Source organism: Methylobacterium aquaticum (assembly GCF_001043915.1).
GTDB lineage: Bacteria > Pseudomonadota > Alphaproteobacteria > Rhizobiales > Beijerinckiaceae > Methylobacterium > Methylobacterium aquaticum.
This window is the reverse complement of sequence record NZ_LABX01000246.1, coordinates 1-25,618: the sequence shown is the minus strand read 5'-3', so window position 1 is coordinate 25,618 and position 25,618 is coordinate 1. Positions and strand designations below refer to the sequence as shown.

20 protein-coding genes are annotated in these 25,618 nt (G+C 70.1%); 9 read left to right on the top strand and 11 right to left on the bottom strand.

The window, feature by feature from the left end; all coding sequences use genetic code 11:
- From VP06_RS27415 to VP06_RS27390, 7 genes are all read right to left on the bottom strand, one after another.
- A partial coding sequence (locus VP06_RS27415; protein WP_048466975.1) for an FAD-binding protein occupies positions 1-610 on the bottom strand: 610 nt, incomplete at its 3' end.
- The gene (locus VP06_RS38820; protein ID WP_082167658.1) at positions 607-1,239 is read right to left on the bottom strand and encodes a DUF559 domain-containing protein; all 633 of its coding nucleotides are present in this window, start codon (positions 1,237-1,239) and stop codon (positions 607-609) included. The genes VP06_RS27415 and VP06_RS38820, both read right to left, overlap by 4 nt.
- A gap of 15 nt (positions 1,240-1,254) precedes the next feature.
- A complete protein-coding gene (gene murC / locus VP06_RS27410) occupies positions 1,255-2,670 on the bottom strand; it encodes a UDP-N-acetylmuramate--L-alanine ligase (RefSeq protein WP_048466974.1) in 1,416 nt (471 codons plus the stop codon).
- A 41-nt stretch (positions 2,671-2,711) separates the two neighbouring features.
- Complete coding sequence (locus tag VP06_RS27405; protein WP_048466973.1) at positions 2,712-3,830, bottom strand: UDP-N-acetylglucosamine--N-acetylmuramyl-(pentapeptide) pyrophosphoryl-undecaprenol N-acetylglucosamine transferase; 1,119 nt, start codon at positions 3,828-3,830, stop codon at positions 2,712-2,714.
- Positions 3,831-3,934: 104 nt separating this feature from the next.
- Positions 3,935-5,074 (bottom strand): FtsW/RodA/SpoVE family cell cycle protein, encoded by a 1,140-nt coding sequence (locus tag VP06_RS27400; protein ID WP_048466972.1) that lies wholly within the window; start codon positions 5,072-5,074, stop codon positions 3,935-3,937.
- Between the two features lie 129 nt (positions 5,075-5,203).
- Positions 5,204-5,446 (bottom strand): hypothetical protein, encoded by a 243-nt coding sequence (locus VP06_RS27395; RefSeq protein WP_048466971.1) that lies wholly within the window; start codon positions 5,444-5,446, stop codon positions 5,204-5,206.
- A 250-nt stretch (positions 5,447-5,696) separates the two neighbouring features.
- A complete protein-coding gene (locus VP06_RS27390; RefSeq protein WP_048466970.1) occupies positions 5,697-6,317 on the bottom strand; it encodes a ParB-like protein in 621 nt (206 codons plus the stop codon).
- Positions 6,318-6,854: 537 nt separating this feature from the next.
- Here VP06_RS27390 and VP06_RS27385 point away from each other — a divergent pair.
- From VP06_RS27385 to VP06_RS27375, 3 genes are read left to right on the top strand one after another with little or no spacing between them, the layout of a single operon-like run.
- Complete coding sequence (locus VP06_RS27385) at positions 6,855-8,168, top strand: efflux RND transporter periplasmic adaptor subunit (RefSeq protein WP_053082061.1); 1,314 nt, start codon at positions 6,855-6,857, stop codon at positions 8,166-8,168.
- 28 nt (positions 8,169-8,196) lie between these two features.
- Positions 8,197-11,334, top strand: coding sequence for an efflux RND transporter permease subunit (locus tag VP06_RS27380; RefSeq protein ID WP_048466969.1), 3,138 nt, complete (start codon positions 8,197-8,199; stop codon positions 11,332-11,334).
- A 5-nt stretch (positions 11,335-11,339) separates the two neighbouring features.
- Complete coding sequence (locus VP06_RS27375; protein WP_245291332.1) at positions 11,340-13,022, top strand: efflux transporter outer membrane subunit; 1,683 nt, start codon at positions 11,340-11,342, stop codon at positions 13,020-13,022.
- Between the two features lie 150 nt (positions 13,023-13,172).
- On the opposite strand, the gene VP06_RS27370 is transcribed toward VP06_RS27375, so the two are convergent.
- Entirely contained in the window at positions 13,173-14,654 is a 1,482-nt protein-coding gene (locus VP06_RS27370) for a methyl-accepting chemotaxis protein (RefSeq protein WP_048466976.1), read from the bottom strand.
- A 214-nt stretch (positions 14,655-14,868) separates the two neighbouring features.
- Between VP06_RS27370 and VP06_RS27365 the strand changes: the two genes are divergently transcribed.
- Positions 14,869-15,339, top strand: coding sequence for a PAS domain-containing protein (locus tag VP06_RS27365; protein WP_048466968.1), 471 nt, complete (start codon positions 14,869-14,871; stop codon positions 15,337-15,339).
- Between the two features lie 303 nt (positions 15,340-15,642).
- On the opposite strand, the gene VP06_RS27360 is transcribed toward VP06_RS27365, so the two are convergent.
- The 3 genes from VP06_RS27360 to VP06_RS27350 all read right to left on the bottom strand — a co-directional run bounded on the left by VP06_RS27360 (position 15,643) and on the right by VP06_RS27350 (position 17,347).
- A complete protein-coding gene (locus VP06_RS27360; RefSeq protein ID WP_048466967.1) occupies positions 15,643-16,134 on the bottom strand; it encodes a hypothetical protein in 492 nt (163 codons plus the stop codon).
- 98 nt (positions 16,135-16,232) lie between these two features.
- Positions 16,233-16,742 carry a hypothetical protein gene (locus VP06_RS27355; RefSeq protein ID WP_048466966.1) on the bottom strand — a complete coding sequence of 170 codons (510 nt, stop codon included), beginning with the start codon at positions 16,740-16,742 and terminating at the stop codon, positions 16,233-16,235.
- Between the two features lie 41 nt (positions 16,743-16,783).
- A complete protein-coding gene (locus VP06_RS27350) occupies positions 16,784-17,347 on the bottom strand; it encodes a hypothetical protein (protein ID WP_156295805.1) in 564 nt (187 codons plus the stop codon).
- Positions 17,348-17,750: 403 nt separating this feature from the next.
- Between VP06_RS27350 and pbpC the strand changes: the two genes are divergently transcribed.
- From pbpC to VP06_RS27325, 5 genes are all read left to right on the top strand, one after another.
- Positions 17,751-19,835: a penicillin-binding protein 1C gene (gene pbpC, locus VP06_RS27345; protein WP_048466964.1), complete on the top strand. Its 2,085-nt coding sequence runs from the start codon at positions 17,751-17,753 to the stop codon at positions 19,833-19,835.
- Between the two features lie 114 nt (positions 19,836-19,949).
- Complete coding sequence (locus tag VP06_RS27340; protein ID WP_048466963.1) at positions 19,950-21,983, top strand: AI-2E family transporter; 2,034 nt, start codon at positions 19,950-19,952, stop codon at positions 21,981-21,983.
- Positions 21,984-22,079: 96 nt separating this feature from the next.
- Entirely contained in the window at positions 22,080-22,871 is a 792-nt protein-coding gene (gene hisN, locus VP06_RS27335; RefSeq protein WP_048466962.1) for a histidinol-phosphatase, read from the top strand.
- Between the two features lie 373 nt (positions 22,872-23,244).
- The gene (locus VP06_RS27330; protein ID WP_048466961.1) at positions 23,245-23,478 is read left to right on the top strand and encodes a hypothetical protein; all 234 of its coding nucleotides are present in this window, start codon (positions 23,245-23,247) and stop codon (positions 23,476-23,478) included.
- A gap of 682 nt (positions 23,479-24,160) precedes the next feature.
- Positions 24,161-25,513, top strand: a complete 1,353-nt coding sequence (locus VP06_RS27325) for a hypothetical protein (RefSeq protein WP_156295804.1) — start codon at positions 24,161-24,163, stop codon at positions 25,511-25,513.
- Positions 25,514-25,618 lie beyond the last annotated feature (105 nt).

Sequence of the window (25,618 nt, the reverse complement as noted above, 5' to 3'; positions counted from 1 at the left end):
CGATCGCCACCCGGTCGCCGGGCCGGCCGCGATAGGTCGCCTGGGTGAAGATCAGGTCGGCGGGCGCCGAGCAGTGGCGATACGCAAAACCCATCTCGGCATGGGAGAGCACGTGCAGGGTGCCGGCGCGGTCGATCGCGCGGGCCTCGACCAGCACGTCGGTGGTCTCGCCGCCATGGGCGCCGGCATTCATCCGCAGCGCCCCGCCGACCGAGCCCGGGATGCCGCGATAGAAGGCGAGGCCGTCGAGCCCGGCTTCGGCCGCGGCACGGGCGAGCTTCATGTCGGGTACGGCCGTGCCGGCTCGGATCGTCTCGCCCTCGATCTGAATCGATCCGAAAGCCTTGCCGCCGAGGCGGATGACCAGCCCCGGCACGCCGCCGTCGCGCACGATCAGGTTCGAGCCGAGACCGATCACCGTCACGGGCACCTCCGCCGGCAGGACCGCGAGGGCGGCAGCGAGGTCGTCCTCGTCGGCCGGGGTGAACAGCACGTCGGCCGGGCCCCCGACCCGGAACCAGGTCAGGTCGGCGAGGGGATAGTCGGGCAGGAGGCGGCCGCGCAAGGACGCGGGCTCCAGGGCGGCGAGGATGGCGGCGGAGGTTGTCATGGATCCGTTCGGGATGGTGCCGGATGCCCCTCCCCGCTTGCGGCGGGGCTTTCGGGGCCAGGAAAACGAGCAGTCTCTCTCCTCTCCCCGCGGGCGGGGAGAGGGCTGCGAACCCCTTGTCGGGTTCGCAGCAAGCCCGCAGGGCGAGGGTGAGGGGGTGTTTCCGGATGAGCCTTCTTGGGCGCCGCCCCCTCACCCTCGCTTCGGCTTTCGCCTGCGCTCACGTCATCGACGACAAGGTCGACGACGTCCTCTCCCCGCCCGCGGGAAGAGGAGGAAAGGCGGCGCTCCATGATGCAAACCACAATGGTGTCGAGCACCCCGGCCATGGTGTGGGCGATCTCGCCGTTCCAGAACCGAGGCACGCGCCAGCCCTGAGAAGTCAGGAAAGCGTCGCGATCACGATCGTCGCCACTCTCGACATGCTGGCTGCCGTCGAGCGCGACGATCAGCTTCGCCTCACGGCAAGCAAGGTCGGCGAAGTCGCGCCCGATCGGCGGCTGGCGCACGAACTTGGCCTCTGCCAGGCGTCGGTCGCGCAGCCGCGACCCCTTTACGCGCTCGGCGTCGGTCTGGGTCCGCCTCAGGGTGCGGGCCCGCGCCGTACCGGGATCGTCGGGGCCGCGCATCGGAGCGTCAGCGGCTCACGCCGCCGTCTCGCCGGCCGCGGCGAGCTCGCCCGGGAGCGCATAGGCCCATTGGGTGATGTTGCCGGCGCCCAGGCAGATCACGTAGTCGCCCGGCCGGGCGAGCCCGCCGACGAGGCCGGCCAGATCCTCGGTGCGCTCGAGCGCGATGGCGCTGCGGTGGCCGCGGGAGGTCAGGCCCGCCACCAGGGCGTCGCGGTCGATGCCCGCGATCGGCGCCTCGCCGGCGGCGTAGACGGGCGCGACGATCACCGTGTCGGCGTCGTTGAAGCAGGTGCAGAAATCGTCGAACAGCGAGGCGAGGCGCGAGTAGCGGTGGGGCTGCACCACCGCGATCACCCCGCCATCCGTGGAGGCGCGGGCGGCCTTCAGCACCGCCCGGATCTCGACCGGGTGGTGGCCGTAATCGTCGAAGATCTGGACGCCGTTCCACTCGCCGGTGCGGGTGAAGCGCCGCTTGACGCCGCCGAAATTCCCCAGTGCCTTGCGGATCGCCTCGGGCGAGACGCCGAGCTCGTGGGCCACCGCCAGGGCCGCGGTGGCATTCAGCGCGTTGTGCTTGCCCGGCATCGGCAGGACCAGATCCTCCATCTCCAGGCGGAAGCCGGGGCGGCGGTCGCGGATCATCACCCGGAACCGGCTCTGGCCGCCCTTCAGGTCGACGTCGATCAGGCGCACGTCGGCCTGCGGGTTCTCGCCGTAGGTGACGATGCGCCGGTCCTCGATGCGCCCGACGAGGTCCTGCACCGTCGGGTGGTCGATGCACATCACCGCGAAGCCGTAGAACGGGATGTTGTCGATGAAGGCCCGGAAGGCGTCCTTGATCGCGTCGAACGAGCCGAAATGGTCGAGGTGCTCGGGGTCGATGTTGGTGACGATGGCGATGTCGGCCGGCAGCTTGAGGAAGGTGCCGTCGGATTCGTCGGCCTCGACCACCATCCAGTCGCCCTCGCCCATGCGGGCGTTGGTGCCGTAGGAATTGATGATGCCGCCGTTGATGACCGTCGGATCGAGGCCGCCGGCATCGAGCAGGGTGGCGACGAGCGACGTGGTGGTGGTCTTGCCGTGGGTGCCGGCCACCGCCACGCAGGACTTGAAGCGCATCAGCTCGGCCAGCATCTCGGCCCGGCGCACCACCGGCAGGCGGCGCTCGCGGGCGGAGACCAGCTCCGGGTTGTCGCGGCGGATCGCGGTCGAGACCACGACGAGGGCGGCGTCGGCCAGGTTCTCGGACCGGTGGCCGACGAAGGTGCGGATCCCCTTCTCGGCGAGGCGGCGCACGTTGGCGTTGTCGGCGGCGTCCGAGCCCTGCACCGTGTAGCCGAGATTGTGCATCACCTCGGCGATGCCGGACATGCCGATGCCGCCGATGCCGATGAAGTGGATGGGTCCGAGCTTGTTCGGCAGCTTCATGGAGTCGGGGTCCTCAAAGTCTTCTTGTTCGAGTGGCGGCGTCAGCGGGCCGCCGCGACGGCGGTCTCGACCACGAGGGCGGCGAGACGCTCGGCGGCGTCGGGCAGGCCGGCGCCCTTGGCCGCCGCCGCCGCCACGGCGAGGCGCTCGGGATCGCCGAGCAGGCCGCCGAGATCGGCGGCCAGCCGCTCAGGGGTGAAGTCCGTTTGTGGTGTGGGAAAGGCGGCGCCGATCCGGCCGAGCACCGCGGCATTGGCCGCCTGGTCCTGGTCGAGGGCGCCGGGCAGCGGCACCAGAATCGCCGGCCGGCCGATCACCGCCAGCTCCGCCACCGTCGAGGCGCCGGAGCGCGCCACCACGAGGTGGGAGGAGGCCATCTTGGCCGGCAGGTCCTTGAAGAACGGCGCCACCGTGACGGCGGCGAGGCCGGCGCCCTCGTAGAGCGTCTGCACCCGGGCCAGATCCTCGGACCTCGCCTGCTGGATCACGGTCAGGCGGGCGCGCAACGCCGCCGGCAGCCGAAGGACGGCGTCCGGCACCACGTCGCTCATCACCCGGGCGCCCTGGCTGCCGCCGAAGGCAAGGAGCTGGAGCGGGGCTTCGGGGCCGACGGCCGGGTAGGGCATCGCGGCCGCCGCCAGCACCGCCGGGCGGACCGGATTGCCGGTATGGACGCGGCGCGCCCGCGCCTTGGCGGGCACGCCCCGCACCTCGGGAAAGCCGGTGGCGATGACGGTGGCGCCGCGGGCGAGGAACCCGTTGGCGCGGCCCATCACGGCGTTCTGCTCGTGCAGGAGCGTCGGCACCCGCAGCATCTGGGCGGCGAGCAGCGGCGGCACGGTGGGATAGCCGCCGAAGCCGACCACGACCGCCGGGTTGAGGCGGCGGACCTGCCGGATGGCCGCCGCGAAGCCGCGCCCGAGGGTCGCAAGGGCCGCGACCCGGCGCACGGGGGAGCGCCCGCTCGACGGGGTGGCGGAGGGCACCGCGACGATCTCGGAGGCCGGGAACTCGCCCGAGAGGGCCGCGACCCGGCTGTCGGTGGCGAGCACGACCCGGATGCCGCGCTCGCGCAGGCGCAGGGCCAGGGCCTCGGCCGGAAACAGGTGGCCGCCGGTGCCGCCGGCGGCGAGCAGGACGAGGGGCTGGGCGACGGTCATCGGGCGGCCGGGGTGCGGGGGCGAAGCATGCGGTCTCCGGTCAAGGATCGGCGTCGAGGGGCTCCGTGTGTCATGGCGGAGCCCCGCGGTCACCCCTTGGACGCTCAGTGCGCCGAGCCCTCGTCGCGGTTGAGGAGCGTGGTGCGCGGCCGGCGCCGGGTGAGGGCGACGAGGAAGCCCATCCCGAGGGCGAGCGAGATCAGCGACGAGCCGCCATAGGAGATGAATGGCAGGGTCATGCCCTTGGCGGGCATCATCCGGGTGTTCACCGCCATGTTGATGCACGCCTGGAGGCCGAACAGGGCGGTCAGCCCGGTGATGGCGAGCCGGCAGAAGATGTCGTCGCTGCGCCGCGCCAGCATCAGGCCGCGCATCACGATGAAGGCGAACAAGAGCACGATGCCGATGCACACGATGACGCCGAATTCCTCGCCCGCCACCGAGAAGATGAAGTCGGTATGGGCGTCCGGCAGGTGGCGCTTGGCGACGCCCTCGCCCGGGCCGGTGCCGAACCAGCCGCCGGAATTGAACGATTCCTGCGACCAGAAGGTCTGGAAGTTGTCGCCGGATTCCTTGTCCATGAAGCGGGTGATGCGGGCCCGCACGTGGGGCAGGAACTGGTAGGCCGCCGCCACGCCGAGGAGGCCGGCCCCGCCGAGGCCGCCGACCCAGAGCCAGTGCAGCCCGGCCACGAACACCATCGCGCACCACACCATGGTGACCAGCATGGTCTGGCCGAAATCCGGCTGGAGGATGAGCGGCACGATGGTCATCGGCAGAAGCAGCACCGCGAGGGTGCCGCCCGGCATGTCGCGCCGGCGCGAGCCCTCCGCGAAGGCCCAGGCGGCCAGGATCACGAAGGCCGGCTTGACGAACTCGGAGGGCTGGACGCCGATCGGGCCGAACTGGATCCAGCGATGGGCGCCCTTGATCTCCGGCCCGTACTTGGTGGCCGCGATGCACAGCACGATGCCGAGGCTGTAGGTCACCAGGGCCATGCGCCGGATGTGGCGCAGGGACAGGAACGACACCGCCAGGATCAGCGCGATGGTCGGCAGCAGGTACATGACCTGCCGGTTGAGGAAGTGGAAGGTCGGCAGGCCGAGGCGCTCGGCCACCGGCGGGCCGCCGGCCATCAGGAAGACCAGGCCGGCCGTCATCAGCACGCCGAGGCCGGCGAGCAAGGCCCGGTCGACGGTCCACCACCAGTCACCGAGATGCGAGCGTTCCGCGCGAGACATCATGGCGTGCAGGGCCCCTCGTTCACCAGCCGCGACCATCGGACGGAATGGTAAACCGAGTGTTGCCGTGCTGCCGCAGCAAAGCGGATCGTCGTGGCGCAGCCCCGGGCTCGCCGGAGAGTCCGGCTCCGGTCAGCCCTGGAACATGCCGTGCGGCGCCAGCTCGAAATGCCGGGCGTAGTCCTCCTCCAGGGTCTCCCACGGCATCAGCATCACGCCGTGCAGCGGCGCCGCGCCGGCCGTGAGGGCCCCGAAGCGGCGCAGGATCAGGGCCAGCTCGTAGGCCGTGATGTCGGGCTTGGGCGTGAACTTGTAGAAGTGGGTCTCGTTGTCGACCGGTTGGGCGCCGATGCTCTTCAGGAGCGTCTCGAACATGACGGAGGTCCCCCGTTCCGGCGCGAGGCACCCCGCGCCGGCGCACAGGCTAGGCCGGATGGCGGTCTGCGGCAAATAAACTTGATGAAAGGGGGACGATCCGTCGGCGAGGAGCCGGGCGCCGGGATCTGTCGGGATCTTGCCGACGGGCCGGCGCAGACGAGTCGTCGTTTGGACGACGGATGTCGGGATGGGTCTTCGTCCCGTCTCCCACGCGGCAGGGCTGCGCGGGGCCGCCCGCGCCCCGTCGTCAGCCCTCGTGCGGCCCGCACCAGCCCGGCAGGTACACGGCGTCCTTCGAGCGGGCGAGCGCCAGGGCCTCCTCCATCGCCTCGGTGAAATTCTCCTTCACGTCCTTGCGCTTGATGCGCCGGCGCAGGAAATCGGCCCACAGGAACTCGCTGAACGGCGTCGTGTCCTTGGCGAAGCCGCCGGCCCGGCGCAGCTCGCCGGAGAGGCTCCGGTAGGGATCGTCCGCCAGGTCCTCGATGCGCTTGGGCAGGTCGGCGACGTCCCGGCGCACGCCCTCCGCATCGTAGGGGTGGACCCAGGCGCGGTGGTCGGCCACGACCCAGAATGCGTCCTTCTCCAGGTGATGCAGGTCGGCCACCACGGTGGTGAGCACGGTCTCGACCCCCTCCTCCTGCAATGCGCGGGCGAGGTGGTGGTGATCGATCACGTAGCGGCGCTTCTTCGGGCCAAGCAGGACCGGGATCATGTGCGAACCGAGGAACGTCGCGCGCTCCTTGTCGTCGACGATCTCGCGCCAGCGCTGACGCTTCGCCGCCACCTCCCGGTAGCCGACCGTCATCTGGGTCGGACGCAGCTCGGCGATCGGCACGCTGTGGAGAATCGGTTCGCGGACGGACATGCGGGTCATCGCAGCTCTGCGCGCGGATGGTCCGCGCCGGGCGGTTGAGATTCGGCCACACCCGTCCCTGGGTCAAGGCGCGGGACCGAAGCCTCACGATCTAACAGGCCCGCGCACGCTCGACCGAACGGATTAGCCCATCCCTCACAGGAGATGTTTCTACTTCGTAAAGTCTCTTTCAGCAAAGCCGTTTCCGCGATAGCCCGCCATCCGCAGCAGGCGCCGGATCCATGCTTGAGAAGCAGAAGGTCCGGGTGCCGGCCAACCTTGACTCGGCTTCGGTTTGTTCGCCAAAGGACGGTCGCGGGAGCCGGCCGAGCGGCGCGGCACCCGGCCTGGATTCTGCTTCGTCGTCCTGTCCTGTCATGGATCTGACGCAGGGACAGGGCAGGACACCCGGTAGATCCCGGATTCGAGGCACAGAACAGGGCCGGTCGGCCGGCCCGGGACCGCTCGGACGCCGCCCCGTTTGCGGGGCGGGTCGCCCGCGGGTTCCGAGGATCCGGCCGCACCGCCCGGGCACATGGTCGGCGCGCGATGGACACCAACACCCCTCTGACCACGGAGCCCCCGGCCTCGCGGGCGCCGGTGCGGCGACGCGGCGGCCTCGGCCGGATCGTCACGATCCTGCTCCTCGCCGGGGCGGGCGCGGCGATCGCCTTCGTGCCCGCCCTCGAACCCCTGCGCGAGCGTCTGGAAGGGGTCCTGGCGCAGCGCCAGGCGGGAGAGGGCCCCTCGTCGGAGACCGGCGAGACCGAGGCGGCGCCGGTCTTCCGTCCAACCAAGCAGCAGCGCGCGAGCTTCGGCATCCAGACCGTGCAGGCCCGGGAGTTCCGGCCCGAGGGCTTCGCCGAGGGACGGATCGGCGTCAACGAGGACGACAACGTCCCGGTCTACACGCCCTATGCGGGCCGGGTGACCAAGGTGATGGTCCGGGCCGGCGACCGGGTGACGGCCAACCAGGTGCTGTTCACCCTGGAGGCCGCCGACATGGTCTCGGCCCTCAACGACTTCCAGGCGGCGACGAACGCCCTCGCCAAGACCTCGGCCCTGCTCAAGCTCAACCAGACCGTGGCGGGCCGGCTCCAGGAGCTGTTCCAGGCCAAGGCGGTGGCCCTGAAGGACTGGCAGCAGGCCCAGAACGACGTGATCGCCACGCAGAGCGACCAGCGCTCGGCGGAAGCCGCGCTGCAAGCGGTGCGCAACCGCCTGCGGATCCTCGGCAAGTCGGATGCGGAGATCGACGCCTTCGCGCGGAGCGGCGCGATGAGCCCCGAGACCGAGATCCGCGCGCCGATCGCCGGCACCATCGTGCAGCGCAAGGTGGGCCTCGGCCAGTATCTCGCCTCCGGCAGTGACCCGGCCTTCGTCATCGGCGACCTCTCGACGGTGTGGCTCGTCGCCAACGTGCGCGAGACCGAGGTGCCGCGGATCAAGCTCGGACAGGAGCTGGAGGCGAGCGTGATCGGCTTTCCCGACCGGGTGTTCAAGGGGCGCATCGACTACATGGCCGCCGCCCTCGACCCGGCGACGCGCCGCCTGCCGGTGCGGGCCGAGATCGACAATGCCGAGGGCCTGCTCAAGCCCGAGATGTTCGCGACCTTCACGATCCTGACCGGCCGCGACGAGAGCGCGCCGGCGGTTCCGGCTTCCGCGATCGTCTACGAGGGCGCCCGCGCCCGGGTCTGGATCGAGCAGCCGGACGGCACCATCGCGTCGCGCCCGGTCACGCTCGGCCTCGCCGGCGGCGGCCTCGTCCAGGTCGTGGACGGGCTCAAGGTCGGCGACCGCGTCGTGACCCGCGGCAGCCTCTTCATCGACCGCGCCGCCTCCGGCGACAAAGCGTCCTGATCGTCGGTGTCCTGAGGACCGCGCCCGCATGAACCGCCTGATCGACTTCGCCCTGCGCCAGCGCGTGCTGGTGCTGCTCCTGTTCCTGGCGATGCTCGGGATCGGCTATGCGAGCTTCATGCAGCTCAACATCGAGGCCTATCCGGACCCGGTGCCGCCGCTCGTCGACGTCATCACCCAGAACCCGGGACAGTCGGCCGAGGAGATCGAGCGCTACATCACCATCCCGCTCGAGGTGCAGCTCGCCGGGATCCCCAACGCCACGGTGACGCGGACGATCTCGCTGTTCGGCCTCTCGGACGTGAAGATCCAGTTCACCTACGACTTCACCTACCAGGAGGCGTTGCAGCGCGTCCTCAACCGGCTGTCGCAGCTCTCGCCGCTGCCGAACAACGCCCAGCCGCAGATCTCCCCGACGAGCCCGATCGGCGAGATCATGCGCTACCAGGTGGTCGGGCCGCCGGGCTTCTCCTCGACCGACCTGAAGACCCTCCAGGACTGGGTGCTGCAACGCCGCTTCAAGGCGATCCCCGGCGTCGTCGACGTCTCGGCCTTCGGCGGCCGGACCAAGGAGTTCGAGGTCGCGGTCGACCTGCACAAGCTCCAGGCGCAGGGCCTGACCCTGGTCCAGGTCGTCTCGGCGCTCAACAATTCCAGCACCAACGTCGGCGGCCAGACGCTCAATGTCGGCGAGCAATCGGCGGTGGTGCGCGGCGTCGGCCTGATCCGCGACATGGACGACGTCCGCAACACCATGATCACGCAAATCAACGGCGTGCCGGTGCTGATCAAGGACGTGGCGGAGGTGCAGGTCAGCAACGCGCCCCGCCTCGGCGTCGTCGGGCACGAGAACAACGGCGACATCGTCGAGGGCATCGTGCTCCTGAGCCGCGGCGGCCAGAGCCTGCCGACGATCCAGCGGGTCGAGGCCGAGATCGAGAAGATCAACTCGTCCGGCATCCTGCCGCCGGGCGTGAAGGTGGTGCCGCTCTACGACCGCAGCGCGCTCATCCACACCACCACCCACACGGTGATGCACAACCTCGTCTTCGGCGTGGTGCTGGTGTTCCTGGTGCAGTGGCTGTTCCTCGGCAGCCTGAAGAGCGCGATCATCGTCGCCGCCACCATCCCGTTCGCGCTGGGCTTTGCCATCGCCATCATGGTGGCGCGGGGCGAATCGGCCAACCTCCTGTCCCTCGGGGCGATCGATTTCGGCCTGATCGTCGACGCGACGGTGATCATGGTGGAGAACATCTTCCGCCACCTCGCCGAGCACAAGGCCCCGACGAAAGCCGGCAGCGGGGTCAAGCTCGGGCTGATCGCCACGGCGGCGCGCGAGGTGAACCGGGCGATCTTCTTCTCCGCCTCGATCATCATCGTGGGTTTCCTGCCGCTCTTCACCCTGACCGGCGTCGAGGGCCACATCTTCGGGCCGATGGCGAAGACCTACGCCTATGCGCTGGTCGGCGGCCTCATCGCCACCTACACGGTGTCGCCGGCGCTCTCGGCGCTGATCCTGCCGAACCACGTCGAGGAACGCGACACCATCGTGGTCAAGGTCCTGCGCGCGCTGTTCCGGCCGCTCCAGGGCTTCACCCTCGGCAACCGGGTCCTGACCATCCTGATGACGGTGGCGATGCTCGGCTGCACCGGCGTCGCGATGCGGACGCTCGGCCTCGAATTCCTGCCGACGCTCGAGGAGGGCAATCTCTACATCCGCGGCACGATGCCGGCCTCGATCTCGCTGGAGGCGGGCAACCCTTACGTCGAGCGGATGCGCAAGCTGATCGGCTCCTACCCGGAGGTCACCACGGTCGTCTCGCATCAGGGCCGGCCCGACGACGGCACCGACGCCACCGGCTTCTTCAACGTCGAGATCTTCGCGCCGCTCAAGCCAGCCGAACAGTGGCGCCCGGGCCTCACCAAGGACAAGCTGATCGAGGAGATGTCGGCGCGCCTGCGCGAGGAATTGCCCGGGATCGAATTCAACTTCTCGCAATATATCCAGGACAACGTCCAGGAGGCGGCGTCCGGCGTGAAGGGCGAGAACTCGGTCAAGATCTACGGCACCGACCTCGAACAGATCACCCGCACCGCCAACGAGGTGAAGGCGGCGCTCGCGACGGTGCCGGGGGTGACCGACCTCGCGGTGTTCACCTCGCTCGGCCAGCCGACGGTGCGGATCGACATCGACCGGGCGCGGGCCGCCCGCTACGGCTTGGCGCCCGGCGACATCGCCACCACGATCTCGGCGGCGATCGGCGGCCAGACCGCCGGCGACCTCTACGAATACGGCAGCGACCGCCACTTCCCGATGCGGGTGCGGCTGGCGCCGGATTACCGCCGCTCGCTGGAGACGATCCGCAACATCACGGTCGGCGCGACGGCGTCGAACGGCGGCGTGGTGCAGGTGCCGCTCTCGGAGATCGCCCGGGTCCAGCTCGTCTCGGGCGCCGCCTTCATCTACCGCGAGAACCAGGAGCGCTACATCCCGGTCAAGTTCAGCGTGCGCGGGCGCGACCTCGGCGGCGCGGTGATCGAGGCGCAACGGCGCGTCGCCGAGCAGGTCGAGCTGCCGGCCGGCTACCACCTCGAATGGGTCGGCGAGTTCAGCAACCTGCAAGGCGCCATCGCGCGGCTGAAGCTCGTGGTGCCGGTGACGATCGGGCTGATCGCGCTCCTGCTCTACGTCAACTTCGCGTCGCTCAGCGACACCCTGCTGACCTTGAGCGTGATCCCGATGGCGCTGATCGGCGGCATCTTCGCGCTGGTGCTGACCGGCACGCCGTTCTCGGTCTCGGCGGCGATCGGCTTCATCGCCCTGTTCGGCATCTCGACCATGGAGGGCGTGATCCTGCTCTCGTATTGCAACCAGTTGATGGACGAGGGTTGGGCCCGCGCCCAGGCCATCCACCACGCCGCCGACGTGCGGATGCGCCCGGTGATGATGACCTGTGTGGCGGCCTGCGTCGGCCTCCTGCCGGCTGCGGTCTCGACCGGCATCGGCTCGCAGGTGCAGAAGCCCCTCGCCCTGGTGGTGGTGGGCGGCATCCTGCTCGCCCCGATCCTGATCCTGGTGGTGCTGCCGGTGCTGATCGCGACCTTCTCGCGCCATCGTCCGCGGAGCCCTGTCGCTCCGGCGCGACAGCCCGAGCCGGCGGAGTAGGATAGATGCAGGCTCATCCCGACGCGCCCGCCCCGGCCTCTGCCCGAATGCCACCGACCCTGCGCACCGTCCCGCGCCTCCCGGCCACGATCGCGGCCCCGTGCGCCGCTGCGTCGGGCGGGACGGCGGCGGGTGCCGCGGCATCGCGTGACGCGGCGCCCGGGAGGCGGGCCGCCACGCGCCTGGCGGCCCGCCTCCTGGCGGCGGCGCTTGCCGCCGCCTCGGCCTCGGCCTGCATGGTCGGGCCCGATTTCCAGGGCGCGACGCCGCCGCCGGTCACCCGCTACACCCGGGAGGGCCTGCGCGATCCGGGCGTGAGCGCGGAGGATCGCCGCGGCGGCGCGATCGGCCAGAGCTTCGCGCAGGGGCGCGACGTGCCGGGCGAGTGGTGGACGCTGTTCCGTTCGAAGGCCCTCAACAGCCTGGTGACGGAGGCCCTCGCCCGCAACCCGACCCTGGAGGCTGCCCAGGCGTCGCTCCGGGCGGCACGGGCCACCACGGAGGCGCAGCGCGGCGCGCTGTTCCCGCAGGTCGCCTTCGGGGCGCAATCCTCCTACAACAAGGCGGCGGGTGGCGACCTGCAATCGCCGCTCAACGACAATTCGCTGATCTACAGCCTCGTCACCCCGCAGGTGACGGTGAGCTTCGTGCCCGACGTGTTCGGGGGCACCCGCCGGGCGCTCGAAGCGCAGGCGGCGCAGGCCGAGGGGCAGCTCTGGCAGCTCGAGGCGGCGTATCTGACGCTCAGCGCCAACGTCGTCGCGGCGGCGATCCAGGAAGCCTCCCTGCGGGCCCAGATCGCCGCGACCGAGAAGGTGATCCAGGCCCAGACCGAGCTGCTGACCCTCATCACCAAACAGCAGAATGCCGGCCAGGTCGCCGGCGCCGACGTGGTGCAGCAAGCCGCCCTGCTGGCCCAGTCGCAGCAATTGCTGCCGCCGTTGCAGCGCGCGCTCGCCCAGCAGCGCAATCTGCTGACGGCGCTCGCCGGCCGCTTCCCGAGCGAGGAGGTGAGCCAGACCTTCACCCTCGCCTCCCTGCACCTGCCCCGCACCCTGCCGGTGAGCCTGCCCTCGCGGCTGATCGAGCAGCGCCCCGACGTGAAGGCGGCGGAGGCGGCGGTCCATGCGGCAAGCGCCCAGGTCGGCGTCGCGGTGGCGAACCGCCTGCCGCAATTCACCATCTCGGGCTCGGTCGGCGCCAGCGCGACCAACTTCGCGGCGCTCCTCAACCCGGCCGCCAGCCTCTGGACCGTCGCCGGCGCCGTGGCCCAGCCGCTCTTCGACGCCGGCACCCTGTTCCGGCGCCAGCAGGCGGCGGAGGAGACCCTGGTCGCGGCCCAGGCCCAGTACCGTGCCACCGTCATCACCGCCTACCAGAACGTGGCGGATGCCTTGCGCGCCCTCCAGGCCGATGGCCGCGCGGTGGCCGCCGCCAACGCCGCCGTCAAGGCGAGCCAGCAGAGCGTGGAGCTGGTGCGCAAGCAATTCGGCCTCGGCGCGGTCAGCAGCGCCTCGCTGCTCATCACCCAGTCGGCCTATCTCCAGGCGGTGGTGAGCCAGGCCCAGGCCCAGGCGAACCAATATGCGGATACCGCCGCGCTGTTCCAGGCTTTGGGCGGCGGCTGGTGGAACCGCCGCGACGTGAAGCCGGGACGGGAGCCGAAGGATCCGGCGCCGTTCCTGTAGCGGGCACCCGCCGGTTGGCCCTGCGCTCCGTCCCCATCGCGAAACGTTAACGGGCCCCGGCCGGGGGTCAGCCCCCCGTCACCGGGATGCCGGCGCGCGCAGGAACCAGCGCCAGCCCCGGTCCCTCCGACGAGGGGGAGAGACAGCGGCTCAGCGGGCCAGCACGCGGGCGGCGCCCTTGGTGGTCTCCACCGCCTGCGTGACGCTGCCGACCGCCGCCGAGATCGCCCCGATGTTCTGCGCGATGGCGTTCATCGCCCCGGACGCATCCTGCATGCTGGCCGACATGTCCTGCGTCACGGCGCTCTGCTGCTCCACCGCCGCTGCCGTGCGGACGACGTAGTCGCGCAGCCCATCGACCGAGCCCTGGATCGCCCGCAGCGACTCGACGACCTGTCCGGAGACGGCCTGGATGCTGCCGATCTCGGCGCCGATCTGCTCGGTCGCGCGGGCGGCCTGGTTGGCGAGATTCTTCACCTCGGCCGCCACGACGGCGAAGCCCCGGCCGGCCTCCCCGGCCCGGGCAGACTCGATCGTGGCATTGAGGGCGAGGAGGTTGATCTGGCTGGCGATGGTCTGGATCAGGCTGACGATGCCGCTCATCGCCGACGCCGTGGTGGTGAGCCTCTGCGTCAGGTCACCGGCGGCGCTGGCCTGCTCCTGCGCCTCGTCGCTGATCGCCCGGGCCCGGACCATGCTGGCGGCGATCTCGTTGACGGACCGGGCCAGTTCCTCGGCGGCGGCGGCCGCGGACTGCACGTTGGTGGAGGTCTTGCCCGCCGCCAGCCGTGCCTGCTCGGCCTCGCCGGTCGAGCGCGCGACCGCCTGGTCCACCTCCGCGAAATTCTCGTCGATCAGCACCTTCAGCTCGGTCAGGCGCTTCACCTCCGCGGTCACGTCGGTGGCGAACTTGACGATCTTGGCGACGCGGCCGTGCTGGTCGAGGATCGGGTTGTACGACCCCTCGATCCAGACCGAACGTCCATCGCGGGCGATCCGCCGGAATTGTGCCGCCTGGTACTCGCCGCGGCGCAGCCTGTCCCAGAACGCGACATACTCGCGGCTCGCCTGGGTCTCGGGATCGACGAAGATCCCGTGAGGCTTGCCGCGGATCTCGTCGAGGCTGTAGCCCATCAGGGTCAGGAAGTTCTGGTTGGCGGTGATCAGGGTGCCGTCGGGCAGGAACTCGACCGCGGCCTGCGACCGGCTGATCGCGGCGATCTGGCTCGAATAGTCGAGGTTGAGCAACCGGTCGCTCGCGTCGCTCCACTCCACCACGAAGCCGAGGCGCTTCGCACGGTCGCCGAGCGGGGTCACGAGGAGATCGAAGACGCGCTTGCCGACGCGGATCGTCGCCTCGTGCGGCGCATCCAGGGCCGCCAGCATCCGGCGCTGGTGGGTGGGGGCCTTGTGGAAGATGTCGATGTTGCTGCCGATCAGCTTGGCGGCATCGAAGCGCGGCAGCTCGCCCTTGATGTCGGCCTCGGCGTCCTCCATGAACCGCCGCAGCGCCGGGTTCATGTAGGTGATGTTCATGTCCGCATCGGCGATCATGACATTGGTGCGCAAGGCTGCGAGCGCAGCAATCTCCAGGCCGTTCTTCGCCGGCCCCCGGTTCCGCAGCAACTTCATGACGCCTCGCACATGCTTCATGGGATCGTCGACAAGCGTCATTGACCTTGATGTCACACGCTCCGACAGCTACCTAAACGTCCCGAAAATCGCTAATGAAATCCTAATTACCACAGTCAGTGTTGCTGTTTCACGGTTATGGCCATCGCCGCCCCGGTGAGGAAAAGTTAACAAGATCCTGAATATCGAAGTGGAGGACCACGGAGCGGAGCCCATGAACGTCGTCGATCTCGTCCGCCTGTTCGCCGAGAGCCTGGATGTCGGGGTGCTGGTGACCGACGCGCAGCTGGACTGGCCCGGGCCGAGGATCCTGTATGCCAATCCCGGCTTCGCGCGGATGAGCGGCTACGAGGCGTCCGAGGTGATCGGCCTGACGCCCCGCCTGCTGCAAGGACAGGGCACGAGCCGGGAGGGAACGCGCCAGATGCAGCGGGCGCTTCGGACGGAGAGACGGTTCCTCGGCTGCCTCCAGAACTACCGCAAGAGCGGCGAAGCCTATCTGTGCGAGATCGACGTGCGGGCGATCCGGCGGCTGGACGGCGAGCCGGAGGCGTTCATCGCATTCGAGCGCGAGGTCGTCCGACGCCGCGGCCGTCCGACGCGCGGCGGAGCCGGTCGCTACAGGCCCGTCGAGGCGACGGCCGCCGAGGCTTTCCTGTCGGAGCGGCTGTCCGCCTTCGATTGAGGCCGCGGCCCGCCTGTCGCATCCGGCCAAGGCCGAGGTACGGCGCGCCGACGCGATCGAGGGTCGCGCCGCGACGATTCCGGCGCCGGGCAGGCGATCCGTCCCGCTCCCCGGGGATTACCCCGGTGCCGGCAGACGGGCAAAGTCGCGGCGGGACGGGAGTGCACAAGGCAATGCGCGACGGACCGACGACGCGACGGGTGATGGAGCCCTCGCGGCCTTGGCCGGGCTCGGCCTCGCGGCGGATCGTCTCGGGGGCCTCGATCCCGTCGAAGCCCCGCGGAGTTGCTCGCCGGCCGGTTCCTAACAGGCCCGGAGGCGGCGGCGCCAGTTCGTCAGCGCTGTCTCCACCCGCTCCGGCGTCTGCATCTGGCACCACTGGATATGGATGTTGCGGTTCGCATGGCTCGTCCAGCCCTGGCACGCCTGTCCCCGGGCCGCCTGGTCGATCCGCACCATCTCGTCCCCGTAAGCGATGCAGCGTTGCGCGTCGGCCTTGGCCGCGGGGCTTCCGCTCGCCGCGAACTCGCAGGACTGGAAACGCGACTGCCAATTGGCGATCGCCTGTTGAACCCGCTGCGGCGTCTGCTTCTGGCACCAGCCGTAATGGTTGTCGTAGTTGGAGTGACTGGTCCAGCCGGGGCATCTCAGACCCCGGGCTCGCTGGTCCTGCGCGACCATGCCGGTGGCATAATCGTGGCAGCGATCGCGCCCCTGCGCCTCGGCCAGGCCGGGGGCGAACACCGCCGCCGCGAGAACCGCACCGAAAGCCAGCGCTTCACGCCGATAGGCCATGCTCTGCCTCATTTCGATCCAAGACGAGCGCGCCAGATTCGCATCTCGCGCGAGACGAGTTTCCCGGCGCCCCGGGGGGAGCGCCGAACCTGGCACCCCTACGGCTTGCCTTCCCGGTCGTTGCACCGATTGGCCTTCGACAGGGCGGCTGCGACACCCTCGAGGGGCAGCACCGTCTTCTCGCTGCCGACCGTCACGGTCATCGTCTTCGCCTTGCCGGCGGCGAGCTGCTTGGCATGGGGCTCCTTGAGGAAACCCATGATCCGATCGTTCTCGCGGCGGTAGAACGGCACGCGGGTCACCTTGCCGTCGATGTCGTAGGACCCCTTCGATTCGTCCCCTTCGGCGCCCTTGGTGGCCGTCGCGACCAGCACGGTCAGCCCTTCGGAGGTCGATTCGAACGCCGCGCGGGTGCCCGCCTCCCCGGGAGGCGCGGCCGAGCAGGCCATGTGCTGCCCCTCGACCGTGGCGGCCATGATCGTCCAGCCACCGACTGCGCCGTATGTCTTGATGACGGGCAGCGGGTTCTGGACCGTCGGCTGGGCCTGGGCCGCCGTGGCGGCGAGAAGCGCGCCCAGGACGGGCCCGAACCAGAGTACCTTCTGCATGACAATCCCTTCTCGAACCGCTCGGGGGGGCGAGGGCGGGTTCAGTTCTTGGTCCAGGTGGTACGGTTGTCCCAGGCGATCGTCCGGCCGTCGAAGAACCCGGAGATGACGCGATCGTCGGGAAAGTCGACGGTGAGGCGGCTGCCGCGGCAGGAGCCGACCCCGACGGGGCGGTTCGGCCCGACCGTCACCCGGATGCGGTCGCCCGACGCGACCGTGATGGTCGAGGCACCGCCATTGTAGCGCCCCGCGAGGCCGTTGCAGGCCGCGACCGGCCGGGCCGGCCGGCCGGCGGGTCCACCGGAGACGAGGCAGGATTGCAGGGCGGCGGCCTTGGCGTCGCGGTCGGCCCGCACCTGGGCCTCGTTGCGGGCCAGGCACCAGCGGAAATGCCCCTCGCGGTTGGCATGCATGAGCGGGATGCGGGCGCAGCCGCGGGAATAATACTGCGCCTGGGCGCTCATCGCGAAGTTGACGAAGTCCTGGCATTCGAGCGGCGGCAGGGCCTCGGCCCGCCCGCCCGCGAGGAGCGCGCCGATCAGCATCCCGGCGCCGAGGACGTGCCTTCCCGCCTTCGCCACGGTGGCTCGACCGATTCTGGACATGGCGACGGTCACTCCCTTCCGATGCGTCAGTGATGAAGACGGACACGCGCGCATCGGCGCACGATCACTGAGACCGGACGATGCCCCGTCTGCTTTGGCACCGCCGCCCCTGGTAATCGGCAATGCCCGAAAGCCAAGCTTGATGGCAAGCTCTGTTGCTGAAAAATTTCCGTCAATGCCGAACGCATCGACGTCTTGCGTTTCAATCTCTCGCTCCGACCGTATATTTCTCGGCGAAGGTAAACTCGATTGACAACCAGAGATAGGCAGCGCCATTCATGTCTTGCGACATACTCCATTTGTGTATCGACACCTGAGAGGGGCGCGCCGGTCGAGACCGTCCCATCGCCGCCGACCGAAAAATGCGGCAGGATCCCCCTCGGTCGGCGAGAGGACGAAGCCCATGGGAGCGCGCACGACACCGACGATCCGGCGCCGCGCCATCGCGGCGCTCGCCGGTCTCTTGGCCGGCGTCATCCTCGCGGTCACCACCTGGCTCGGATCCGTCCTCGCCCACTTGCCCCCCCTCGACCTCACGGCGGCGCAAGCCCGCTCCGCCATCGTCGTCGACCGGGCCGGCACGCTGCTGCGCCCCTTCGCCACCGCGGATGGCCGCTGGCGGCTGCCGCTCGAACCGGACGCGGTCGATCCCCGCTTCCTCGCCATGCTCACCGCCTACGAGGACCGGCGCTTCCGGGCCCATCCGGGCGTCGACCCGCGGGCGCTCCTGCGCGCCGCCGGGCAGTGGCTCGCGGCGGGGCGGATCGTCTCGGGCGCCTCGACCCTGTCGATGCAGGTGGCGCGCCTCGTCGAGCCGCGGGGCGAGCGCTCGCTGAACGCCAAGATCCGCCAGATCGCCCGGGCGATCGAACTGGAGCGGCGCCTCGGCAAGGACGGGGTGTTGCGGCTCTACCTGGCGCTGGCGCCCTATGGCGGGCCGGTCGAGGGATTGCGGGCGGCGAGCCTCGCCTATTTCGGGCGCGAGCCGGCGCGGCTCACCCTCGCCGAGGCCGCCCTGCTGGTGGCGCTCCCCCAGGCGCCGGAGGGGCGGCGGCCCGACCGCTTCCCGGACGCCGCCCGCCGGGCCCGCGACCGGGTGCTCGACATCGCGGCCGCCCGGGGCGTGGTGCCGGCCGCGGAGGCCGCCGCCGCCAAGGCCGAGCCGGTGCCGCATGGGCGAAAGCCCTTCCCGATGCTGGCGCCCCACGCCGCCGAGGCGGCTTTGGCGCAGGAGCCGGCCTTAGCCGTGCACCGCCTCACCGTCGATGCGCGCCTTCAGGCCCGGCTCGAACCGCTGGTGGCCGAGCGGGCGGCGGCCTTGGGGCCCGGGCTGTCGGCGGCGCTGCTCGTCATCGACAACGCCACCGGCGAGGTGCGGGCCCAGGTCGGCAGCGCCGGCTATCTCGATGCCACGCGCTCGGGCGCCATCGACATGACCGGGGCGGTCCGCTCGCCGGGCTCGGCGCTGAAGCCCTTCGTCTACGCCATGGCGTTCGAGTCGGGGCTTGCCCATCCCGAGACCCTGATCGAGGATCGCCCGTCCCGGTTCGGCGCCTCCTACGCACCGGAGAATTTCGACCTCACCTTCCAGGGCACGGTGACGGCGAGGCGGGCGCTCCAGCTCTCCCTCAACGTCCCGGCGGTGGAACTGATGGAGGCGGTGGGCCCGGCCCGCTTCATCGCCCGCCTGCGCGCCGCCGGGGCCGGCATCGTCCTGCCCAAGGACGCCGCGCCCGGCCTGCCGGTGGCGCTCGGGGGACTCGGCATCACGCTCACCGATCTCGCCCGGCTCTATGCCGGGCTCGCCCGCGGCGGCGAGGTGCCGGCGCTGAAGCGGCGCCTCGACGGCCCGGCGGCGCCGGAAGCGGTCCGGCCGCGCATCGCCGAGCCGGTGGCCTCCTGGTACGTCGCCGACGTGTTGCGCGGAACGCCGCCGCCGGAGAGCGCCCTGCCGAACCGCCTCGCCTACAAGACCGGCACCTCCTACGGCTACCGCGACGCCTGGGCGGTGGGGTTCGACCGCCGCTCGACCGTGGCGGTGTGGCTCGGGCGGCCGGACGGGGCCGGGGTGCCCGGCCTCGTCGGGCGGATCGCCGCCGCGCCGCTGCTGTTCGACGCGGTGGCGCGCCTCGGCGGCGACCCCGAGCCGTTGCCGCGCCCCCGCGACGCCCTGGTGGCGACGACCTCCGCCCTGCCGCCGCCCCTGCGCCACCTGCGCCGCGATGCCGGCCCCACCGACCGCCTGCGCATCGCCTATCCGCCGGACGGGGCGCGGATCGATCTCGGGGCGGAAGGCGGGGCGCCCGCCGGCCTCGCCCTCAAGGCGCTCGGCGGTACCCTGCCGCTGACCTGGCTCGTCGGCGGCCTCCCGGTGACCGAATCGGACCGGCGGCAGGCCGAGTGGCAGCCCGACGGCGCCGGCTTCGTGCGGATCTCGGTGCTCGACGCGACGGGGGCGAGCGACAGCGTCATGGTGCGGGTCGAGTAGGCCTGCGCACGATTCCGCGGGCCTGGCCCAGCGTCACCCGGGGATCGTTTCGCCGCTGACCCCGTTCCTCCCCGGTGGAAGCGTGGCGCGACGGCGAGCGCCGCGCGCGGGAGTATGCGTCGCATGGCGGACGGGCGAGACGATCGCAGGCAGATCCTTCCGATGACGCCGGCCCGGGTCCAGGCCGCCGAGATTCCCGGCGACGGCCTCGCGGCGCCGCTGGTCATCGCGGCGGTGATCGTGGCGGCGCTGTATTTCGGCCGCGAGATCCTGATCCCGATCGCCATCGCGGTGTTGCTCAGCTTCGTCATCGGGCCGCTGGTGGCGCTCCTGCGCAAGCTGCGGCTCGGGCGGATTCCCTCCGTCGGCGTCGCGGTGCTGCTGCTTCTCGCCGTGGTGGCGGGGCTCGGCGGGCTGATCGGCATGCAGGTCGCGGATCTCTCGACCGGCCTGCCGCGCTACCAGCGCACCCTCGCCCAGAAGGCCGAGAACCTGAAGGCCGGGCCGCTCGGCGACCTCGCCGGGTATCTGCGCAGCCTCAACCATCAGATCCAGCAGGCCGGGGCACCCGACCAGAAACCTGACGCGACGCCCGCGCCCGGAAAGCCCGCCCCGCCGGCCGCGGTCCAGAACCCCGACAAGCCGGTGCTGGTCGAGATGCGCGACCGCGAGCCCGGCCCGGTGGCGCTGGCCGAGACGGTGCTGGCGCCGGTCCTCTCGCCGCTCGCGACGCTCGGGATCGTCTTCGTGGTGCTGATCTTCATCCTGGTCCAGCGCGAGGACCTGCGCGACCGGATGATCCGCCTCGTCGGCTCCAGCGACCTGCACCGCACCACCGTGGCGATGGACGATGCGGCGCGGCGCCTGAGCCGGTTCTTCCTGGTCCAGCTCGCGCTCAACGCCAGCTTCGGCCTCGCCATCGGCCTCGGGCTCTGGGTGATCGGCGTGCCGAACCCGATCCTGTGGGGCATCGTCTCCGCGCTGATGCGCTTCGTGCCCTATATCGGTGCGGTCCTGTCGGCGCTGCTGCCGCTGGTGCTGGCCGCCGCCGTCGATCCGGGCTGGAACATGGTGCTGGCGACCGCCGCGCTGTTCCTGGTGCTGGAGCCGCTGGTCGGCCAGTTCATCGAGCCCCTGGTCTACGGCCATTCGACCGGGCTCTCGCCCTTCGCGGTGCTGGTCTCGGCCCTGTTCTGGACCTGGCTGTGGGGGCCGGTCGGGCTTCTGCTCTCGACGCCGCTCACCGTCTGCCTCGTGGTGCTCGGCCGCCACGTCGACACACTCGAATTCCTCGACGTCCTGTTCGGCGACCGTCCGGCCCTGACCCCGGTCGAGAACTTTTATCAGCGCATGCTCGCCGACGACCCGGACGAGGCGCAGGAACTGGCCGAAGCCATCCTCGCCCAGTGCTCGCTCTCCTCCTATTACGACGAGGTGGCGCTGAAGGGCCTTCAGCTCGCCGCCACGGATGCCCGCCGCGGCGTGCTGACCGGAAGCCAGCTCGAGCGCATCCGCGTCGGCATCGCACAGCTGATCGAGGACCTCGCCGACCGGGCCGACGCGGCGCCGGAGGCGAAGGCCAGCCTCGCCGGACGCCTCCTGTCGGGCCGCCAGGACGAGGCGGTGCCCTGCGAGGCCGCCCCCGCGGTGCCGGACGCCCCCGCCCCGGACGACCTGCCGGAGGCGTGGCGGCGCGAGGGCGCGGTCCTCTGCGTCGCCGGCCGCGGGCCGCTCGACGAGGCCGCCTCGATGATGCTGGCCCAGCTCCTCGCCAAGCACGGCTTCGGCACCCGCGTGGTGCCGTTCGAGGCGGTGTCGCGGGCCGAGATCAACGCGCTCGACGCGGGCGCGGCGCGGATGATCTGCATCTCCTACCTCGAGATCAGCGGCACCCCGGCCCATCTGCGCTACCTCGTCCAGCGGGTGCGGCGGCGGGCGCCCGAAGCGCAGGTGCTGGTGGGCTTATGGCCGGCGGACGATGCGGTGCTGAGCGATCCCGGCGCCCGGGCGTCCCTGGGCGCCGACCATTACGCCGTCAGCTTGCGCGAAGGCGTCGAGGCGTGCCTGGAGGCGGTGCGGGACGTGCCGGCCCCCTCCCCTGCCCCGGCCCGGAACGCCGCGCGCGCGCCGGAACCGGCCGAGGCCTGACCGCGCGAGCACCCGGGGCTTGACGCCGGAGCCGCGCCGCCCTTTCGATCCAAGGGAGCGGGCCGCGGGCCCGGCCGAGCGGGAATCGGGGACAATATGAGCGTGGTGGATTTCGCGCGGTTCGTGGACGACCTCGCCACCCAATCGGGCCAGGCCATCCTGCCCTTCTTCCGCGCGTCCTTCGCCACCGAGGACAAGGCCAAGGGCCACGCCGCCTTCGACCCGGTCACCGAGGCCGACCGGGCGGGCGAGGCGGTGATGCGCCAGCTCATCAAGCGCAGCTTCCCCGACCACGGCATCCTGGGCGAGGAATTCGGCACCGAGAATCCGGACGCGGAATATGTCTGGGTGCTCGATCCGATCGACGGCACCCGCGGCTTCATCGCCGGCCTGCCGATCTGGGGCACCCTGATCGGGCTGACCCGCGGCGGCGTGCCCTGCTACGGCCTGATGAACCAGCCCTTCACCGGCGAGCGCTTCTTCGGCGACGGCGAAGCCGCCCATTACCAGGGCCCGCACGGCCATCGCCGCCTGCGCACCCGCCGGAAGGGCGACCTCGCGGACGCCGTCCTGCACACCACCGATCCGCGCCTGTTCGGCGCCGGCACGACGGACCGGCAGGCTTACGAGCGGGTCGAGACGGCGACCCGTCTCGCCCGCTACGGCGCCGATTGCTACGCCTATGCGATGCTCGCCGCCGGCCATATCGACCTCGTGGTCGAGGCCGATCTGAAGCCCTACGACATCGTGGCGATGATCCCGGTGATCGAGGGCGCTGGCGGCGTCGTGACGACCTGGGAGGGGGCCTCGGCCGCCAAGGGCGGGCGCATCGTAGCGGCGGGGGACAAGCGGCTGCACGAGGCGGCTTTGGCACTCCTGAATGCCTGACGGCGTCCCGATCGATCGTTTCGCGCGGCGGAAACCGGCATCGCTCAAGAGTGCGGAGCCTCAAGGCTCGGCACGCGCACCGGTGACCCCGGTCCCCGGACGAACATGGCAGGTCCGGCAGCCTCCCGCGCTAGGCCGGACCGCAGCACGGGCGTCCTGCCACCTCCGCCTCGTACGGCGCGACCGGCCTGCGCCGGCACACGCCTGGCGCGAGATCTTCACGGTCAAGGAATTTTCACAGTTGCAGCACCGGCCTCAAATCGTCGTCTGTTGACGGCGTGTGTGAGAGTGCACACACTGACTGTCGACGACTTGATATCCATTTGGTCGTCGCAGCCGGATACTCGAAACATCCGGTTCGAGGGGTGATGCCATGAAGTATGCTGCTCTCACGATTCTCGGGACCCTGATCGCGAGCCCGGCCTGGGCCAATTGCCACGTCGACCGCGGCCCGCCCTGCCCCGTGACCGGCGGCACGCCGGCGACCGCGCAGACGCAAGCCGCCGCGGCCTTCAACGCGAACCGCCGCATCACGACGCCGCCTCCGGTCGTGCGTCCCGTCACGCCTCCGCCCCAGCCGACCGTGATCCGTCACGGCATCCGCTGATTCGCGTCGCCCATCCTCACGCGCGAGCCGAGTGATGGGCGTGCCGTGCCTCGCCTAAAGGCAGCACCACCTGCACGATGTCTGCGGCCATGCGCTGCACGCCGCGGAACTGCTCTATCGTTTAACGGTTATTTGCAAATCGCTCTCGGTCTCTGATCGAAAGCCTGGCGGACTGACCAAGCGCTTGGCTATGACGGCGCCATGAGGCTAATGTACATTCAGAAACGCTCCGGATATTATCATACGCAAATCGATTAGGTTTTTATTGCCATTCTGAATTGCGCTTTTTTTCGAAGATATTCCGCATAACGATATATAAATATTCAATTTTTCATCAGCAATATGCGCTGTCAAGCGATAAGAATTCACTAAATATATTATCTTAACGAATCGCGCATGAAAATGCCAAGAATACATTTCATTATCGGGCTACGTATGGACGCGCAAGACACCCAATGCAATGTCCGTAGCCGATAAACATGATAGATTTTACTATCATCATCAATCTGCCTTGCAACCCTTCATAGAATGGTAAAAACCTTCATTTGAGCACCCTTGTTCATGTAACCGCGGCGCTACGCACCACGCTCACGTCGCGCAGAAACTCTTTCCAGACTTGCCTCCCGGCATCGGATGCGGAATGGATTCGGCACATCCAAGCAATCGACCGAGGGGATTCGGGGTGCGCGCAGCAAAGTGGGCGGTGGCCGCGATCATGGGGGCCGCGACGTCTGCGGCAGCAGCCGATCTGCCGGCCTTCGTCGGCCAAACCGTCGCGGCCCAGTCGGACGACAAGAACTGGCAGGCCATCTTCAACACTGACCTGCGGTTCACGACGTTCAACAGCAAGCGTGTCGTGCCGGTGGTGCCGAACGGCAATCCGCTGGCGGTGTTCCGCCCCCATGGATCGCAGTTCTACATTCCGTATGGGCTGAGCGTCACCGGCACGCCGAATCCCGACCTCAAGCTCGAATTCACACTGCGCAGCGGCTACGTCTCCAGCAGCCAGACCTTCGGCCCCTTCACGGGAAGCTTCAGCGGAACGACCGACACGGTGCTGTCGGCGACCGCCACGTATTACGGCATCACCGGCATCCAGCCCTTCGTCTCGGTGAACGCCAACCTGCCGACCGGGACACCGGCGCTGTTCGGGTTCCAGCGCTTCGCCCGGCTCGACCCGGACGTGGCCGATATTTCGGATTACGGCCAGGGCTACACGGTCGGCCCGTCCGCCGGCGCCAACATCCCGATCAACGACAAGCTCGTGCTGACCCTCAGCGCCGGCTACACCTACCTTGCCCCCTACAACACGGAAGGCTTCGTCGACCCGGCCCTCGAGGGGAACCAGCCGCTCGGCTTCGCGGCTATCGCCTTCGGGCCGACTCCGGTCGAGCGCCTCGTCCAGGTCCGGCAGGCCGACAGCGTCTCCGGCTCCGTGACCCTGGGCTATACCGACGGCCCGCTCTACGCGACCGCCTCGGCGAACTACCTCGCGCAGGTCAGCCCTCTCTTCCGCGACTTCAAGGTGATCAGCCGGCGCGGCGACAACACGTCCGGCACCGCCTTCGTGAGCTACAACTTCACCGACGAGTTCTCGGCCAGCGTCGTCGGCACCATCACCCACTTCGAGAACGATTTCGTCCCGGGGGCGATCCTGCCGATTCCCCTGCGGATCCAGCGCCCGAACATCAACAGCAACGTCTATCGGCTGGGCGTGGATGCAACCTATCGGGTCACTCCCGACTTGTCCCTCGGTCCGACCGCGAGCATCCGCTACCGCGACCGGAACGGGTTCCTGCCGACCCTGATGCAGTTCGCCCCGGCTAACACGCGCTACGGGCTCGGCGGCGTGGCGCAATACGCCGTCACGGACGCGCTGACGCTCAAGGGCAGCGTCGAACGGATCTGGATCAACACGCGGCGGATTCCCGATCAGGTCGACGCGAGCACCGGGCTCGTCCTTCCGGGGACCGGAACGATCGCCCTGGCCAGCCAGGCCTGGGCCTTCGCTGGCAGCCTGACCTACCGCTTCTGAGAGGGGCACATGAGTTCGGTACGCCTCTGGATGGCTCTCGGCAGCCTCCTCGTCGCCTCGATGCCGGCCCCGGGCGCGGCCCAGCCCGCCCCCCCGGACAAGGCC

Coding starts and splice junctions, on each gene's coding strand:
- VP06_RS27395 (WP_048466971.1), bottom strand. CDS start 5,446: ATGTTCGAGACGCTCCTGAAGAGCATCGGCGCCCAACCGGTCGACAAC.
- VP06_RS27365 (WP_048466968.1), top strand. CDS start 14,869: ATGAACGTCGTCGATCTCGTCCGCCTGTTCGCCGAGAGCCTGGATGTC.
- VP06_RS27400 (WP_048466972.1), bottom strand. CDS start 5,074: ATGATGTCTCGCGCGGAACGCTCGCATCTCGGTGACTGGTGGTGGACC.
- VP06_RS27355 (WP_048466966.1), bottom strand. CDS start 16,742: ATGCAGAAGGTACTCTGGTTCGGGCCCGTCCTGGGCGCGCTTCTCGCC.
- VP06_RS27330 (WP_048466961.1), top strand. CDS start 23,245: ATGAAGTATGCTGCTCTCACGATTCTCGGGACCCTGATCGCGAGCCCG.
- VP06_RS27350 (WP_156295805.1), bottom strand. CDS start 17,347: ATGTCCAGAATCGGTCGAGCCACCGTGGCGAAGGCGGGAAGGCACGTC.
- murC (WP_048466974.1), bottom strand. CDS start 2,670: ATGAAGCTGCCGAACAAGCTCGGACCCATCCACTTCATCGGCATCGGC.
- VP06_RS27380 (WP_048466969.1), top strand. CDS start 8,197: ATGAACCGCCTGATCGACTTCGCCCTGCGCCAGCGCGTGCTGGTGCTG.
- hisN (WP_048466962.1), top strand. CDS start 22,080: ATGAGCGTGGTGGATTTCGCGCGGTTCGTGGACGACCTCGCCACCCAA.
- VP06_RS27340 (WP_048466963.1), top strand. CDS start 19,950: ATGCGTCGCATGGCGGACGGGCGAGACGATCGCAGGCAGATCCTTCCG.
- VP06_RS27375 (WP_245291332.1), top strand. CDS start 11,340: ATGCAGGCTCATCCCGACGCGCCCGCCCCGGCCTCTGCCCGAATGCCA.
- VP06_RS27370 (WP_048466976.1), bottom strand. CDS start 14,654: ATGAAGTTGCTGCGGAACCGGGGGCCGGCGAAGAACGGCCTGGAGATT.
- VP06_RS27385 (WP_053082061.1), top strand. CDS start 6,855: ATGGACACCAACACCCCTCTGACCACGGAGCCCCCGGCCTCGCGGGCG.
- VP06_RS27390 (WP_048466970.1), bottom strand. CDS start 6,317: ATGTCCGTCCGCGAACCGATTCTCCACAGCGTGCCGATCGCCGAGCTG.
- pbpC (WP_048466964.1), top strand. CDS start 17,751: ATGGGAGCGCGCACGACACCGACGATCCGGCGCCGCGCCATCGCGGCG.
- VP06_RS38820 (WP_082167658.1), bottom strand. CDS start 1,239: ATGCGCGGCCCCGACGATCCCGGTACGGCGCGGGCCCGCACCCTGAGG.
- VP06_RS27405 (WP_048466973.1), bottom strand. CDS start 3,830: ATGACCGTCGCCCAGCCCCTCGTCCTGCTCGCCGCCGGCGGCACCGGC.
- VP06_RS27360 (WP_048466967.1), bottom strand. CDS start 16,134: ATGGCCTATCGGCGTGAAGCGCTGGCTTTCGGTGCGGTTCTCGCGGCG.